Here is a 14,981-nt window from a genome sequence, read left to right on the forward strand (position 1 = left end):
TTCCATCGCCATGCTGATCTCTCCCACTGTGGCCCGTGCGCGGGCGGCTTCAACCGCAGCTTCCAAGAGGTTACCCCCTTCTTTTGTGCGACGTGTCAGCTCGGTCAAAGCCGCCATGCAAGCCGCTTCGTCACGGCTGGCGCGGATGCTCTCAAGACGTTTCACCTGATTTTCCCGCACAGCCACGTTGTCAACATCAAGAATGTCGATCGCGTCTTCCTTGGCGAGACGGTATTTGTTCACCCCGACAATCACTTCTTGTCCACGGTCAATCATCGCCTGACGGCGCGCAGCACTTTCCTCAATACGAAGCTTAGGCATACCGCTGGCTACCGCTTTGGTCATGCCGCCCATCTCTTCGACTTCTTCCATCAAAGCCCAGGCCTTGTCGGCAAGCTCGCTTGTCAGGCTCTCAACATAATAAGAGCCCGCCAAAGGATCGACGACATTGGTGATCCCTGTTTCTTCTTGCAAAATCAGCTGGGTGTTGCGGGCAATGCGCGCACTAAACTCGGTTGGCAAAGCAATCGCCTCGTCAAGTGCATTGGTGTGCAGGCTCTGAGTGCCACCCAATGCCGCCGCCATCGCCTCATATGCCGTACGAATGACATTGTTGTAAGGGTCTTGCTCTTGCAAACTGACACCCGAAGTCTGGCAATGGGTGCGTAGCATTTTTGAGCGCTCAGATTTGGCGTCGAACTCGGTCATAACTTTGTGCCACAACAGACGCGCCGCACGCAGCTTGGCAGCTTCCATGAAGAAGTTCATTCCGATTGCAAAGAAGAAGCTGAGACGCCCGGCGAATTTGTCGACATCCATGCCAGCATTGATCGCAGCGCGCACATATTCTCGCCCGTCTGCCAAAGTATAGGCAAGCTCCTGCACAAGGTTCGCGCCCGCTTCCTGCATGTGATAGCCCGAAATCGAGATCGAGTTGAACTTCGGCATCTCGTTTGAGGTGTATTCGATGATGTCCGAGATAATCTTCATGCTCGGCTCAGGCGGATAGATATAGGTGTTGCGCACCATAAACTCTTTGAGAATATCGTTCTGGATCGTTCCAGCCAGCAGCGCCTTGTCGTGCCCCTGCTCTTCACCCGTCACAATAAAGCTTGCGAGGATCGGGATCACAGCGCCGTTCATCGTCATCGAGACAGAGACCTGATCAAGAGGGATGCCATCAAACAGGATCTTCATATCCTCAACCGAGTCGATCGCCACACCGGCTTTACCAACATCGCCCACAACGCGAGGATGGTCGCTGTCGTAGCCACGGTGTGTGGCAAGATCGAAAGCAACCGAAACGCCTTGCTGCCCTGCGGCCAGCGCCTTGCGGTAAAATGCGTTGCTTTCTTCAGCTGTTGAGAAGCCAGCATATTGGCGGATGGTCCAAGGACGGCCAGCATACATTGTGGATTTTACGCCGCGCGTAAAGGGCTCATACCCTGGGATAGAGCCAAGGTGGCTCATGCCCTCAAGGTCTTCTTCAAAATAGACGGGCTTTACCTTGATGTCCTCAAGTGTCTGCCACGTCAGATCATCAATCGTCTTGCCGCGCAGCTCTTTTTCAGCTCGCTTGGCCCATTCTTCTCGCTTGGTCATAGGTAAGTCCTCTTCTTACAGCTGGCGGCAGGCTCATGCCCACTTCTTCCAGCGTTTTTCTTTCAATCAGTTTGGCCACCCCGCCCGCACCAGCAACGCACCAAAACAGATCATCGGCGTAGCGTTCAGCCAAGGCCTCTGTTTGTTCGGGCGAAAAGGGCTGCCAGTGCCCTTCACCATCAGGCAAGGAGGCAGGGTTTGCGCCTCGTTTGGTCATAGCGACCAGCAATTCGCTCAAATCAGGGGCCTCATTCATGCGCACGCCTGGCTTGGCCTTTGGCAGCACAGCGTTGCCTCCAAGAGCTTGCGCCAGCCGTACGTCAGGTGTATCGGCAAAATCTTCAAATTTGTGCAGCTCGATGTCTGCCTCACCGACAACTTCCGAAATATCACGCACCACATCACACCAACTGCGCTCTGAAGCGCTGATTGCTGCGAGATCATCTGGCTTTGGCAAAGGTGCCCCGCGCTTTACACCGTAAGCCAGCGCTGAGTTCCAATAGGTATCAAGCGGGCGCAGTCCCAGCATCACCTTGTCGATCAGCCGGCCCACGGCTTGAATGAACCCGCGCAGGCGCGTCTTCGCATCAGGATAGAGCGCACGGTGACGTAAATTTCCTTTTACGGAGCCGAGCATATTTTCCTCACTGATCATCAGAGTGCGGACACCGCGCGCAGCAGCAAGATTCAAAGCTTTCGCGATCTGCGGTTTTGCGATCGCAATGGCCTCGTCAGAGACTTTTCCGCTCGGTCCTGCGTAGAGCCCTTCAAACAGTCCTCTCTCGCGCAGCCGTTGCGGCCCCCAAAAGCCGATACCAGACGTACTAAGCGCCTGCATATGGCTGCGCATATAATGTTGAAACGTTGTCGTCGCACTTCGCTGCGCGCCCAGATGGAAAATAACCTGCATTACATTTAGCCCCGCTTTGCCTGCATTGCACACGCTCTGCAGGACATTTCGTTGGCGCTGAATGTGCCACAGCGGACATAAGTAAGCCTTTAACTTCGTGAAAATATTCAATCTACCGACATTTTGGGTCGTAAAGCCTTCGAGAGGGCTTATATCATGGTTACAAGGAGGCGCTATGATACGGGTCTTAAGCTTTGTAATTGCAGTATTTTCAACGGGTGTTTTGCAGGCCGAGACAGCCAGCAATACGCTTCCAAAAGCTATTCTCGCTCCAGCCGAAGAGGCGGAGTTAGCTTCATTTTTATGGAAAAATAGACTAATTGTTGTCTTTGCAGACTCAAACGCCGATCCGCGCTTTGTTGAGCAAGTCGAGCTATTGGCAGAGCGCTCAAGCGATCTTGCTGAGCGCGACGTTATCATCGTACTGGATGCGAACCCTGCCGCCAAAACGGCACTGCGAGAGAAGTTTCGGCCACGCGGCTTTATGTTAATGTTGATAGGCAAAGACGGCCAGGTGTATCTGCGCAAACCTTTGCCTTGGAACGTGCGCGAGATCTCCCGATCAATAGACAAACTTCCCCAGCGCCAGCAAGAAGTGCGTGATCGGCGAGAATGAGCGCCTAAACGTTGCCGCGCAGGAAAAATGCGAGCTTTTCTGGAGGATACACGATCAGCAATGCATTGTCCTCTGGCATATATACCATCTGAGACGCAGGCGAGAGCAAAACGCGGTGATACCCGCGCGAAATGCGTTGATCCATGCAATCCCTTGCTGGTCCGATCCCAGCCGAAATAAGACCCAATCCATTCGGCAGATCGCGGCTCATGATTGCTTCTGTTATCTCGTTGGGGGTCAATCCCTCGAGCGCAAACTGCACGTGCTTCTGCGCCCGAATACGCTCCAATGCCCTGTCGATCGTCTCTGCGAGTGGATAGGGCTTGCGAAACTCGCCCAGAGCCAAAGTAAACACAGCCGCTGTGCAGCTCGACTTGGAGGTGAAATGCATCGTCTCCAGAATATAGAGCCGTGCGGAGAGCTTTTGTTTTAAGCTCTCCTCCGTGTCCAGCTCGCAGCCCCCTAAAAGAACGACTGCACCCAGACAGGCTATGATCTTGCGCACACCTTAGCCCCTCTAAACAAGAAAAATCCTTGTTTAGGCTAGCGACAAATCCTTGCGGAAGTCTTGACGCATATAAAGGGCTTTGGCGCATAGAACTTATTCAAACTCCATGATCACTTCGTCCACGGCAAGGCTATCACCAGGCGCAGCATTGATTTTGGACACGGTTCCTTTGCGTTCAGCGCGCAGGATGTTTTCCATTTTCATGGCCTCGACCGTGCAAAGCGCTTGGCCCTCCTGAACTTCTTCACCTTCTTCCACGTTGATTTTCACAATCAAACCAGGCATCGGGCAAAGCAGCATCTTGGATGTGTCAGGTGCAACCTTCTCTGGCATCAGCTTGGCTAGCTCAGCTTGGCGCGGCGTGCGGACATGCACCTTCACCTCAGCGCCACGGCTACGAATGCGGAAGCCACCAGAAATTTTGCCAACCTTCAGCACAAGGCCTTCGCCATTCACATCCAGACGGGCCAATTGATCACCTGGTGTCCATTTTGACGCAACACGTAGCACTGTCCCATCCTCAAAATTTACGTCAGAGCCTTCACGGTCTGCTGCGATCGTTACGGGGTAATCTTGTCCCTGCAAGCTGACAACCCACTCCGCACCAACGCGGCGTTCGTGATTGTCCATACGCCCAGATACCCGCGTTCTGCGGATTTCGGCGACACGGTGCATTGCGGCAGCGCTCGCCGCAATCTTGCGCAAAGCCGCCTCATCCAGCGTTACCCCCTCAAAGCCATCAGGATACTGCTCTTCAATAAAGGCCGTCGTCATTTCGCCTTTGATAAAGATGTCATGATCCATCACAGCCGAAAGGAACGGCAGGTTATGGCCAATGCCCTCAAGCTCAAATCCGTCGAGCGCATCGCGCATATGAGCAATTGCCGCTTCACGCGTGGGCGCCCATGTACAGAGCTTTGCGATCATTGGATCGTAATACATAGAGATTTCGCCACCCTCGTAAACGCCCGTATCATTGCGCACCGCAAAATCCCCTTCAGGCGCATCACCTTGCCATTTACCGTTGATTAGAAGTGGGCCAGCAGCAGTCTCTTCGGGCGGACGGTAGCGTGTGAGGCGACCAATAGAAGGCAGGAAACCTCGATATGGATCTTCCGCATACAGGCGATTTTCGATAGCCCAGCCTGTGAGTTTCACATCGTCCTGCGCCATGGCGAGCTTCTCGCCATAAGCCACGCGGATCATCTGCTCCACCAAGTCAACGCCCGTGATAAGCTCAGTCACAGGATGTTCAACCTGAAGGCGGGTGTTCATTTCTAGGAAATAAAAGTTCTTATCCCCGTCCACGATAAATTCAACCGTACCCGCGCTGGCATAATCCACGGCCTTGGCCAAAGCCACAGCTTGCTCGCCCATCGCTTTGCGCGTCGCTTCGTCGAGGAATGGGCTTGGCGCTTCTTCAACAACTTTCTGCTGGCGGCGCTGGATCGAACACTCACGCTCACCTAGATAAATGCCATTACCATGGCTGTCGCAAAGCACTTGAATTTCGATGTGACGAGGCTGGGTCACGAACTTCTCGATAAAGATACGATCGTCGCCAAAGGAATTGGCCGCTTCGTTCTTGGAGCTCTGGAAGCCTTCACGCGCGCCTGCATCATCCCAAGCAATCCGCATGCCCTTGCCGCCGCCGCCTGCACTGGCCTTGATCATCACAGGATAGCCGATCTCATTTGAAATCTTGACCGCCTCTTCAGCATCGGCAATCAGGCCCATATGGCCCGGAACAGTTGAGACCTTGGCCTCTTGCGCAATCTTTTTGGAGGTAATCTTGTCCCCCATCTTCTCAATCGCCCCAACAGGTGGCCCGATAAAGGCTACTCCTGCCGCTTCCAAAGCCTCGGCAAATTTTGAGTTCTCAGAAAGGAAGCCATAGCCAGGGTGAACCGCTTCAGCGCCCGTTTCCTTGATCGCGCGCATCACATTTTCAATCACAATATAGGACTGGTTCGCTGGGGGAGGACCAATATGAACGGCCTCGTCGGCCATCTGCACATGCAGTGCCTGCTTGTCAGCGTCCGAATAAATAGCGACCGTCTTGATCCCCATTTTCTTGGCTGTTTTGATCACGCGGCAAGCAATTTCGCCACGATTTGCAATCAGGATCTTTTTAAACATGGTCTGTCCCCTCTTCGTTCAGTCTTTGGAGCCGCGCAATACGCCCTCCAGAATGCATAAAAAAAGCCACATCCGAGGAACTCTCGAACATGGCTTTCAGATCGTGTCTGGCCCCATGCGGGGCCGCCGTTACGCGGTTAACAGCGCGACGGGAATTTCTGGCAGTAGGCCACATTGCCCACCGCTCCGATGAGCGCGCCTGCGCCCAAGTCGCCTTTGGTGACTGCAGCAGCTCCAACGCCCGCTCCTGCTCCCATGAGCGCTTGTTCTGTAAGTGTTTCTCCGCAGCCCGAGAGGAGCGCAGTGGCACAGAGGGCCGCAGCCCATTTTGTAAGTGTTCGCATGTCTCTTTGCCTCGTATTGGTTTGATCCGAGCTGTCTTTGCAGCTCCTACAAACCAAGAGTTAGGCAATAGGGGCCGCCTTGCCAAGCTACAGGGGCGCGAATATTCGCCACCTGTGGCATGAAAAAAGCAGGGCGTGCAGCCTTGGGGGGGGCCGCAACGCCCTGCAGGGGAAGGGTAACGGACAGAACTGACGCTCTGTGCCCGAACGTGGGCAACCATCACACCGCCAGCCTTACACGGGGCCGAATGCAGCAAAAGGGGGGCAAGAAAATTGGCCCTCAAATGGGCCGTTCCCTGCTCAAAAGTGGAGTGCGTAGGCAAGTTCATGCCTGACCCTCCTCCACATAGGTTCCATCGAAAATATCAGGGAAGGAAGCTTCGGCAACACGCACATTGATACGCAGCATTGCGTCGTAGCTGGCAGGATCAAACGGATCTTCAGCTGCGATAACCTCGCGTCCAAATAGCCACGACAGGCGTCCTGCATCTAAGTTTCCGCGCTCAAATGGCTCATCGCCAAACTGCGCCCAAAGAGCAGCCATAAAGCCAACATCTGCGCGCTTGTCCGCGGGACGGCGGTCACGATAGCGCTCACGAACTGTGATCGGTGTGACCCCTTTGGGGTTCGCCCGTCTAATTACAAACTGAAAATCGGTGCCGGAAAGCCGGCCCGGGAAGCCGCGGTGCTTCAGCAAGGCGTGCCCTCCTTTATAAAAGTGGATCCGCCGTGAAGCATGTGAGGCAGAGCAGGCCCTGCGGCCCGCTCTGCAACGGTTTTATTTGTATTTGCCGGTGTATGTCGGCTCAACAGAGATCGGTGCTGTGTCAACAACAACATACTCATCATCTGGGGCTTTGTTGCCACCACAGGCCGAAACTGTGACCAAAAGGCCAAGTGCGCAAAGGGCTTTAATCGTCTTAGACATTCTTTACTCCTGTCATTTTGCTCTAACTCGGGCGGGGTATTTTCCCCGGCCAGCCTCTCATGTGAGATACGTGCCTCAACAGAAGCACAATGGCGCAATATAACTGAATTCCGAATGTCCCGATATGCTGACGACAGGATCATACCGTTCTGTGACGGGAAAGCCGCAAAACAAGCCGAACCTGAGCTACGCCGCGCAACATGTTGTGTTTGCATCAAAACTGCTCCCATATGCAGGCTCCACTTTTGAGCGTAAACTGCTCAAAAAACTGGATGGCATCAGGATCTGAAAGCCCAAACTCAATAGCGCGATCCGAAAAAGATATAATCACGCGGTCTATCGGCTCGCGCTGGTCAGGCAGCTTTGGCAAAGCATATTGCTCACAGAGAACCAAGAAGTCATCTGCAAGCGCCTCGTAATCCAAGCTCGCATTTTCCCTCAATTCAGGGGCAACAAACCGAAACCTTGCGTAGGTAAAAATTCCATCAGGTTTAACTTCGACAAATTCCTCAAATAGCTGCGGCACTAGCCCGGAGGGCAATTTTGGCAGCTCTGCCGCAAGTGTCGGCTGGGCCCAAAGACCCAGCCCCGCAAAGGCGAGCACAGAAAAGGAGAGAGTGTCGCGCATATCGCGGCCCTTACAGCGGAATGTTGTCGTGCTTTTTCCAAGGCGTTGTGATCTTTTTTGTCCGCAAGCTTGCAAATGCACGGCTCACACGCTTGCGCGTGCTGTGCGGCATGATCACTTCATCAATAAACCCACGCTCAGCCGCTACAAACGGATTTGCGAAGCGAGCCTCATAATCTGCCGCATGCTGTGCGATCTTCTCCGCATCACCCGCGTCAGCGCGGTGGATAATTTCCGTCGCGCCCTTTGCGCCCATAACAGCGATTTCGGAGGTTGGCCACGCGTAGTTCAGATCACCCTGCAGATGCTTAGAACTCATCACAACATACGCGCCACCATAGGCTTTTCTAGTAATAACGGTCACTTTTGGAACGGTTGCTTCACCATAAGCAAAGAGGAGCTTCGCGCCGTGCTTGATCACGCCCCGATACTCCTGCCCTGTCCCTGGCAGGAAACCCGGAACATCAACAAGTGTAAGCAATGGAATTTCAAATGCGTCACAAAAGCGGACAAACCGTGCAGCTTTGCGCGAACTGTCAATATCAAGACAGCCAGCCAGCACCAAAGGCTGGTTGGCTACGACGCCAACAGTCTGCCCCTCAAGACGGATAAAGCCTGTAATTACGTTTTTGGCAAACTCTTCCTGAATCTCGTAAAAATCGCCCTCATCTGCGAGCTTGAGGATCAGCTCCTTCATATCATAGGGCGTATTGGGGTTTTCTGGCACAAGCGTATCGAGACTCATATCCTTGCGATCCACACTGTCAAAGAAGGGACGCACTGGCGGCTTCTCACGGTTGGAAAGTGGCAGGAAGTCGATCAAGCGGCGCACCTCAGCAATCGCTTCGACATCATTCTCAAAAGCGCCGTCCGCAACCGAAGATTTCTTGGTATGTGTCGAAGCCCCCCCAAGCTCTTCAGCGGTGACCTGCTCGTTGGTTACCGTTTTCACAACATCAGGCCCAGTGACAAACATATAAGAGCTGTCTTTGACCATGAAGATAAAATCGGTCATCGCAGGCGAGTAAACAGCGCCACCAGCGCAAGGCCCCATAACCAAGCTGATCTGAGGCACAACGCCTGAGGCCATGATGTTGCGCTTAAAGACTTCTCCGTAGCCCGCAAGACTGTCGACACCCTCTTGAATACGTGCCCCACCAGAATCGTTGATCCCGATCACAGGCGCGCCATTCTGAACGGCCATATCCATAATTTTGCAAATCTTCTCGGCGTGGGTTGCGGAAACCGAGCCGCCCAAAACCGTAAAGTCCTGAGAGAAGACATAAACCATCCGGCCATTCACCGTACCCCAGCCCGTGATGACACCATCACCTGCAGGCTTCTGCTTCTCCATGCCAAAATCAGTGCAACGATGCGTTTTAAACATATCGAATTCTTCAAAGCTGCCTTCATCTAGCAAGAGCTCGACCCGCTCGCGCGCTGTCAGCTTACCCTTGCTATGTTGCGCCGCATTGCGCTTCTCGCCCCCACCTTGGTGCGCGAGCGCGCGACTCTCTTCGAGCTTTTGCAGAATATCTTTCATCGGATGCCCCCCTTTAGTTTGGGCCTGTATACGGGCTCTTGCGCGGCTCACAAAGGCCAAAGCAGCAAATTTGCAAAACTTTGTCAGAATATTTTTGGCTAATTGCAAAATAGAAAACCGTTGAACCTGACGCACCGTCCTTTGGAGTCGATCTGGACAAGGAACGCTGGGACGCCTACGCGTTAGCGATGCACGAGTCTTCCAAGAGTCGCTTTTTTGATCGAGCGACACCACCACATATTTTCACACTAGTTAGCTTAGCGGGCCTGTCCGCTCTGGCGATGAACATTTTCCTGCCGTCTCTCGGCGGGATGACCGAGTATTTCCAGACCGAGTATGCCTTTATGCAACTCTCCGTGGCCCTGTACTTGGCAATCAACGGGTTCCTGCAGCTCTTCATCGGGCCGATCTCGGACAAATACGGGCGGCGCAGCGTAATTTTATGGGGTCTCGGGCTTTTCAACATTGCGACGCTAGGCTGCCTCCTAGCCCCCACGGCTGAAGTCTTCATGGTGTTTCGGATGTTCCAAGCTGTCATTGCCGTGGCGATGGTCCTAGCCCGTGCCGTTGTCCGTGACATTTACCCACAAGACCAAGCAGCTTCGATGATCGGCTATGTCGCAATGGGTATGTCGCTCGTGCCGATGATAGCACCCGCAATTGGCGGCTTACTGGAGGTCTGGTATGGTTGGCATGCAAGCTTTGTGATGCTTCTCGGCTTTGGCGTCCTACTATATGTCATCACGTGGTTTGATCTCGCCGAAACCGCAGCACCAAGCAACAATACACTCCGTCAACAATTCGCAGAATATCCCGAACTTCTAAAATCACCGCGCTTCTGGGGCTACTGTATGGCATCTGCCTTTTCTTCCGGGGCATTCTTTGCCTATCTCGGCGGAGCTCCCTTTGTCGGAGAGCAAGTCTATGGCCTCACGCCTGATCAACTGGGCCTTTACTTTGCAGCACCCGGCCTTGGCTACTTCATCGGAAACTTTATTACAGCGCGTTTCTCCGCTCGCGTTGGCGTCAACCCAATGATCTTTTGGGGCAACGTCATTTGCGCCGGATCCCTCTTGCCTGCGCTGCTGCTCAGCCTCGCGGGTGCAGGCTCAGCAGCCGCCTTTTTTGGCTGTGTGGTCTTCCTCGGCATCGGCAATGGCATGGTTATACCCAATGCCCAAGCTGGCATGCTTTCCGTGCGGCCCCATCTTGCTGGCACCGCCTCAGGCCTCGGCAGCGCGATCATGATTGGCGGTGGTGCGGCCCTTTCCGCGATAGCAGGTGCGCTCTTGCAACCCGGCTCGACGGACCTGCCCCTAATCACACTGATGACCCTGAGCTGCGTCGCCGCACTCGGCGTGATCCTACTCGTCATGCGCCGTGAGCGCCGTTTGCGCCTTTAGTCCCTTTTTACCTGCTCAAAGTGTCTCGAAGATTTGCAGTCCGCCCAACACGGTAAGATTTTTACGCTGTAAAAACCGAACCCATCTTGCCACATCAGCTTTGCAAAGGCACAATCACAAAATAGCTAACCTGCAAAGCAAGCGAGAGGCCCATGCCGCAACAAAAACTCTACGCAGGTGCCAAGCTGCGCGAAACGCGTACCCGACTTGGCCTCACTCAAAAAGACTTCGCCCAAAAGCTCGGCGTCTCGCTGCCCTATCTCAATCAGATGGAGAACAACAAACGCCCCGTTTCCACAACGGTCGTGCTTGGTCTTGCTCAGGAATTTGGCTTTGATGTGACGGAGCTCACCTCTGCAGACAGTGAGCGACTGGTGTCGGATATGCGCGAAGCTATGGCTGACCCAATTTTCGCCGACGACCCGCCGCCTTTGGCCGATTTGCGCCTCACAGCCTCCAATGCTCCAGGTCTCGCACGCGCCTTTCTTGCGCTGCATAACGCCTACCGGCAGACGCACGAACGGCTCGCCTCGCTGGACGAAGCCTTGGGCCGCGAAGACGCACGCCCCCAAGCCAGCCCTTGGGATGAAGTGCGCGATTTCTTTCACTATTGTGACAACTACATCGACGCAGTTGATCGCGCCGCCGAGCATTTCGCGGCACAAAGCCAAGACATACGCCAAACGGCGGTGCGCGCTTTGCGTGACGAAGGCATTACGGTCCACGAACTGGATCGTACCGAGTTGCGCAACTTTGATCGCGAGACCCGTACTCTCACGCTCTCTACCCGTGCAAGTCTGGGCACACGCAACTTTCAACTGCTCCTTCAGCTTGCCCTGCTTAAGCAAGGCAAGTTGATTGATGCCACCCTCGACCTCGCCCGTTTTCACTCAGCTGAGGCTCGCACAATCGCTAAAATAGGCCTCGCCAACTATTTTGCAGGCGCAGCCTTAATGCCCTACACGGCTTTTCTCGCCGCCGCGCGCGAAACAAGGCATGACCTCGAGATGCTCGCACGCCGCTTTGGGGCATCCATCGAACAAGTCGCGCATCGTCTTTCTACACTTCAGCGTCCTGGCGCGAAGGGCGTGCCCTTCTTCTTCGTGCGCGTGGATCAAGCTGGCACAATCACCAAGCGGCACTCTGCGACGCGTCTGCAGTTTGCTCGCTTCGGTGGCGCTTGCCCGCTTTGGAACGTGCACAGCGCTTTTGAAACTCCAGGTCGTTTCTTGCGCCAACTCGCAGAGACACCAGATGGCGTGCGTTATATCTCAATCGCACGGGACGTAAGCAAAGCGGGCGGCCAATTTGGCGCACCTACACGGCGTTTTGCTATCGCGCTTGGCTGTGAGGTGACCCACGCGGGTGATATCGTCTATGCGGATGGCCTCGATGTAAGTGAGCGCCAGAGCTTTGAACCTATCGGAATTTCGTGTCGTATTTGTGAGCGCACAAGCTGCCACCAGCGCTCCGTACCTCCGCTGGAACGCCGCCTGACAATCAATCCAGACAACCGAGGCGTCTTGCCATATGAAGTGGGTTGACCGCTCAAATACATAGAACAAGGGCGGCAAACCAAATCCACCGCCCCTTTTGTCTTTCCTCTTTGCCGCTTAGGCCGACAACATCTTGTAAATTTCGTCTTTCAAGGATGCACGAGTCTTGCGCAATGCTTCCTCATTGAACTGATCAGTTGGTTCAACATTTGTCTCCGCGCGATACACAGCGCGATTCACTTCGTGATATTCTTCCGCAAGTTTGGCAAAATGCGCGTTAACAGATTTCATCTCGGTCATCTTAGCTGCAAATTCAGGGAATTCTTCGTGCAGCTCATGGGGTGTATTCGACATTTCGGTCTCCTGTTCCTGTGTCAGAAGGCAGGCTAGAACGCGCGCGGGAGAGGCACTTTGATCGTGATCAATAAAGACGAACCGGATGATCTTTTTTACGGGTCAAATGTGCACAACAGCCCTAGTGCCTTGCTCGCCGCCAACCCGCTGCTTTGGCCTCTGCCTCAGAACAAAACCATCGTTCGCCCTTAAGCGTGCTAATGCGTGTGCGCTCATACTGTTCTTGCCCTTGCAGATGGTAAATCCGCACCCCTTTGGAAGAAATGTTGCCTTTGATCTGGCAGCCGAAGTCTGGGGCTTTCTGCGCGCGCTGTGCGCCCGCCGACCTGAAGCGCGCAGGGTTCTCCACACGGCTCGCATGCAGCCCCCGGTCGTTTACAGCAGCGCGTTTTTCATCAAGGTCGTAATCCATTGAGTATTTGCGATAGGCAAAGGCCAAACCTCGCTGCACGAGCCAGCGTCCGAGATCAACACCCGCAACCTCACAGCGCGCCATACTGCGCCCATATCGATCCTGTTCCACCTCGACACAGCGCGCTTCTTGACCGTCAAAAGCATTGCGCAAAACGTCACTGACCCATGCGCCACAGGACCAATGGAGGCCCTCCGAAGTCTGACAAGTCTGCTTCGCTTCAGGCGCATCCACACCAAAAAGACGTATCACTTGCCCCGACACTCGGATCGTATCACCATCAACCACCTGGATACGCCCGATAATATCTGCAGCGCTCTGGCTGGCCAGAGAAAACAGGAGCAAGCACAAGGCCAGTGAGCGCGAGTTAACCATTCTTAACATCTATTTAAAATGCGCCGAGGCGCGCGGTAGTTCAATCCAAAACAGACTGACGACTAACGCTGCTGCGTTTTCCAGTCAGGGTTGACCCACGGGGCTTCATTTGCTGCAGCCAAGGGCGCGCGTCCGAGAATATGATCGCTCGCTTTTTCGCCCGTCATAACCGACGGGCCATTCAAGTTGCCATTTGTAATTCTTGGAAAAATCGAACTGTCTGCCACTCGCAATCCTTCAACGCCAATCACTCGGCAGTGAGGATCAACTACAGCCATCGTATCATCGACGCGGCCCATCTTGCAGGTCCCACAAGGATGATAGGCGCTTTCCGCGTGCTCGCGGATCACATCATTCAGCTCATCATCACTCTGGGCGCTCGCCCCCGGCTGGATTTCGTGCTTTACGTAAGGCGCAAAAGCTTCCTGCGCGAAAATCTCACGTGTCAGGCGGACACAACGCCTGAAATCCTCCCAGTCTTTCTCTTGGCTCATATAATTAAACAAGATGCGGGGCGCTTCAGACGGGTCAGCACTTTTGAGCGTTACAGCCCCCCGCGAAGTGGATCGCATCGGTCCCGTATGGGCCTGAAATCCATGCCCTTCCGCAGCCGTCTTGCCATCATAGCGCACAGCAATGGGCAGGAAATGATACTGAATGTCAGGGTACTCCACGCCAGCTTGCGAGCGGATAAACGCACAGCTTTCAAAATTATTTGAGGCGCCAAGGCCCGTTTTTGTAAAGAGCCACTGTGCCCCGATCAATGCCTTGGAGAACAGGTTCCAATGTTTGTAGAGCGTAAGAGGCAACTTAGACGCATATTGGATGTACATTTCCAAGTGGTCCTGCAAATTTTGACCCACGCCCTGACGGTCAGCAACAACATCGATCCCGTGCTCAGCTAAATGCGCCGCAGGCCCGATACCTGAGAGCATCAAGAGCTTTGGTGAGTTAAACGCGCTCGCAGCGATGATCACTTCCGCGCGCGCGCCAATCACTTCGCTCTTTCCGCCTCGCTTCAGCTGAACCCCAGTGGCGCGCCCGTCCTTAATCACGATCTTTTCGGCTAGGCCTCTTACTATCGTGCAATTCTCGCGCTTCAAAGCAGGCTTGAGATATGCGTTCGCCGCCGACCAACGCCGTCCCTTGTGCACCGTTTGCTCAAACGCGCCAAAGCCCTCCTGTTGCTCGCCGTTATAGTCCGAGGTCACAGGGTACCCGGCCTGCCGGCCCGCCTCGACAAACGCATGAAACAATGGATTTTTGCGAGGCCCACGGCTCACATGCATCGGTCCATCGGTGCCGCGCCAAGCAGGATCGCCACCATGGCCCCCATCGTCCCAGCTCTCCATTCGTTTGTAATAAGGCAGGATGTCCGCATACCCCCAGCCCTCTGCCCCGCTGTCGCGCCAGTGGTCAAAGTCGCGCGCATGACCGCGCACATAGACCATCCCGTTGATTGAGCTTGACCCGCCAATCACCTTGCCACGCGGCGCAACCAAACGCCGTCCGCCAAGATGTGGCTCTGGCTCTGTCATATAGCCCCAGTCATAGCGCGTCATATTCATCGGATAGCTCAATGCCGCTGGCATCTGGATGAGCGGACCAGCGTCCGTTCCGCCGTGCTCAATGACAATAACAGAACGTCCTGCTTCCGATAAACGGTAGGCCATTGCGCAGCCTGCCGAGCCCGCGCCCACAATCACATAATCTGCTTGCATGG

General features: G+C 54.5%; 15 protein-coding genes. 3 read left to right on the forward strand and 12 right to left on the reverse strand.

The features are described from left to right. Together scpA and P8O11_RS01250 are read right to left on the reverse strand one after the other, a co-directional pair. A partial coding sequence (gene scpA / locus P8O11_RS01245) for a methylmalonyl-CoA mutase (protein WP_300290820.1) occupies positions 1-1,602 on the reverse strand: 1,602 nt, incomplete at its 3' end. Beyond that, the gene (locus tag P8O11_RS01250; RefSeq protein ID WP_300290822.1) at positions 1,568-2,512 is read right to left on the reverse strand and encodes a hypothetical protein; all 945 of its coding nucleotides are present in this window, start codon (positions 2,510-2,512) and stop codon (positions 1,568-1,570) included. The genes scpA and P8O11_RS01250, both read right to left, overlap by 35 nt. 175 nt (positions 2,513-2,687) lie before the next feature. On the opposite strand from P8O11_RS01250, the gene P8O11_RS01255 reads away from it, so the two are divergent. After that, complete coding sequence (locus tag P8O11_RS01255; RefSeq protein ID WP_300290824.1) at positions 2,688-3,128, forward strand: DUF4174 domain-containing protein; 441 nt, start codon at positions 2,688-2,690, stop codon at positions 3,126-3,128. Positions 3,129-3,132: 4 nt separating this feature from the next. Here the strand turns inward: P8O11_RS01255 and P8O11_RS01260 are convergent, their stop codons facing one another. From P8O11_RS01260 to P8O11_RS01290, 7 genes are all read right to left on the reverse strand, one after another. Next, a complete protein-coding gene (locus P8O11_RS01260; RefSeq protein WP_300290826.1) occupies positions 3,133-3,633 on the reverse strand; it encodes a hypothetical protein in 501 nt (166 codons plus the stop codon). A 96-nt stretch (positions 3,634-3,729) separates the two neighbouring features. Continuing rightward, positions 3,730-5,775 (reverse strand): acetyl/propionyl/methylcrotonyl-CoA carboxylase subunit alpha, encoded by a 2,046-nt coding sequence (locus tag P8O11_RS01265; RefSeq protein WP_300290828.1) that lies wholly within the window; start codon positions 5,773-5,775, stop codon positions 3,730-3,732. 137 nt (positions 5,776-5,912) lie between these two features. Further along, a complete protein-coding gene (locus P8O11_RS01270; RefSeq protein ID WP_300290830.1) occupies positions 5,913-6,119 on the reverse strand; it encodes a hypothetical protein in 207 nt (68 codons plus the stop codon). Between the two features lie 325 nt (positions 6,120-6,444). Then, positions 6,445-6,816 carry a hypothetical protein gene (locus tag P8O11_RS01275; RefSeq protein ID WP_089889860.1) on the reverse strand — a complete coding sequence of 124 codons (372 nt, stop codon included), beginning with the start codon at positions 6,814-6,816 and terminating at the stop codon, positions 6,445-6,447. 81 nt (positions 6,817-6,897) lie between these two features. Then, on the reverse strand, positions 6,898-7,047 hold the full coding sequence (locus P8O11_RS01280; protein ID WP_300290833.1) for a hypothetical protein: 150 nt from the start codon (positions 7,045-7,047) through the stop codon (positions 6,898-6,900). A gap of 214 nt (positions 7,048-7,261) precedes the next feature. Then, a complete protein-coding gene (locus P8O11_RS01285; RefSeq protein ID WP_300290835.1) occupies positions 7,262-7,675 on the reverse strand; it encodes a DUF6497 family protein in 414 nt (137 codons plus the stop codon). 10 nt (positions 7,676-7,685) lie between these two features. Further along, positions 7,686-9,218, reverse strand: coding sequence for an acyl-CoA carboxylase subunit beta (locus P8O11_RS01290; protein ID WP_089889855.1), 1,533 nt, complete (start codon positions 9,216-9,218; stop codon positions 7,686-7,688). Between the two features lie 188 nt (positions 9,219-9,406). Here P8O11_RS01290 and P8O11_RS01295 point away from each other — a divergent pair, with 188 nt between their 5' ends. Both P8O11_RS01295 and P8O11_RS01300 read left to right on the forward strand, forming a co-directional pair. Beyond that, complete coding sequence (locus tag P8O11_RS01295) at positions 9,407-10,621, forward strand: multidrug effflux MFS transporter (RefSeq protein ID WP_300290839.1); 1,215 nt, start codon at positions 9,407-9,409, stop codon at positions 10,619-10,621. A 152-nt stretch (positions 10,622-10,773) separates the two neighbouring features. Next, positions 10,774-12,165, forward strand: a complete 1,392-nt coding sequence (locus tag P8O11_RS01300; RefSeq protein ID WP_282058177.1) for a short-chain fatty acyl-CoA regulator family protein — start codon at positions 10,774-10,776, stop codon at positions 12,163-12,165. Between the two features lie 69 nt (positions 12,166-12,234). On the opposite strand, the gene P8O11_RS01305 is transcribed toward P8O11_RS01300, so the two are convergent. From P8O11_RS01305 to betA, 3 genes are all read right to left on the reverse strand, one after another. Beyond that, positions 12,235-12,471, reverse strand: coding sequence for a DUF465 domain-containing protein (locus P8O11_RS01305; RefSeq protein WP_300290841.1), 237 nt, complete (start codon positions 12,469-12,471; stop codon positions 12,235-12,237). A 121-nt stretch (positions 12,472-12,592) separates the two neighbouring features. Then, on the reverse strand, positions 12,593-13,258 hold the full coding sequence (locus P8O11_RS01310; protein WP_300290843.1) for a thermonuclease family protein: 666 nt from the start codon (positions 13,256-13,258) through the stop codon (positions 12,593-12,595). 62 nt (positions 13,259-13,320) lie between these two features. Then, positions 13,321-14,979 carry a choline dehydrogenase gene (betA, locus tag P8O11_RS01315; RefSeq protein WP_300290845.1) on the reverse strand — a complete coding sequence of 553 codons (1,659 nt, stop codon included), beginning with the start codon at positions 14,977-14,979 and terminating at the stop codon, positions 13,321-13,323. Positions 14,980-14,981: the final 2 nt, after the last annotated feature.

Source organism: Lentibacter sp., from assembly GCF_029254145.1.
Lineage (GTDB): Bacteria > Pseudomonadota > Alphaproteobacteria > Rhodobacterales > Rhodobacteraceae > Lentibacter.

What these genes read in the sequence shown, in the direction of transcription:
- P8O11_RS01310 (WP_300290843.1), bottom strand. Translation starts at nt 13,258, where the DNA reads ATGGTTAACTCGCGCTCACTGGCCTTGTGCTTGCTCCTGTTTTCTCTG.
- P8O11_RS01255 (WP_300290824.1), top strand. Translation starts at nt 2,688, where the DNA reads ATGATACGGGTCTTAAGCTTTGTAATTGCAGTATTTTCAACGGGTGTT.
- P8O11_RS01265 (WP_300290828.1), bottom strand. Translation starts at nt 5,775, where the DNA reads ATGTTTAAAAAGATCCTGATTGCAAATCGTGGCGAAATTGCTTGCCGC.
- P8O11_RS01305 (WP_300290841.1), bottom strand. Translation starts at nt 12,471, where the DNA reads ATGTCGAATACACCCCATGAGCTGCACGAAGAATTCCCTGAATTTGCA.
- P8O11_RS01300 (WP_282058177.1), top strand. Translation starts at nt 10,774, where the DNA reads ATGCCGCAACAAAAACTCTACGCAGGTGCCAAGCTGCGCGAAACGCGT.
- betA (WP_300290845.1), bottom strand. Translation starts at nt 14,979, where the DNA reads ATGCAAGCAGATTATGTGATTGTGGGCGCGGGCTCGGCAGGCTGCGCA.
- P8O11_RS01290 (WP_089889855.1), bottom strand. Translation starts at nt 9,218, where the DNA reads ATGAAAGATATTCTGCAAAAGCTCGAAGAGAGTCGCGCGCTCGCGCAC.
- P8O11_RS01280 (WP_300290833.1), bottom strand. Translation starts at nt 7,047, where the DNA reads ATGTCTAAGACGATTAAAGCCCTTTGCGCACTTGGCCTTTTGGTCACA.
- P8O11_RS01285 (WP_300290835.1), bottom strand. Translation starts at nt 7,675, where the DNA reads ATGCGCGACACTCTCTCCTTTTCTGTGCTCGCCTTTGCGGGGCTGGGT.
- P8O11_RS01270 (WP_300290830.1), bottom strand. Translation starts at nt 6,119, where the DNA reads ATGCGAACACTTACAAAATGGGCTGCGGCCCTCTGTGCCACTGCGCTC.
- P8O11_RS01250 (WP_300290822.1), bottom strand. Translation starts at nt 2,512, where the DNA reads ATGCAGGTTATTTTCCATCTGGGCGCGCAGCGAAGTGCGACGACAACG.
- P8O11_RS01295 (WP_300290839.1), top strand. Translation starts at nt 9,407, where the DNA reads ATGCACGAGTCTTCCAAGAGTCGCTTTTTTGATCGAGCGACACCACCA.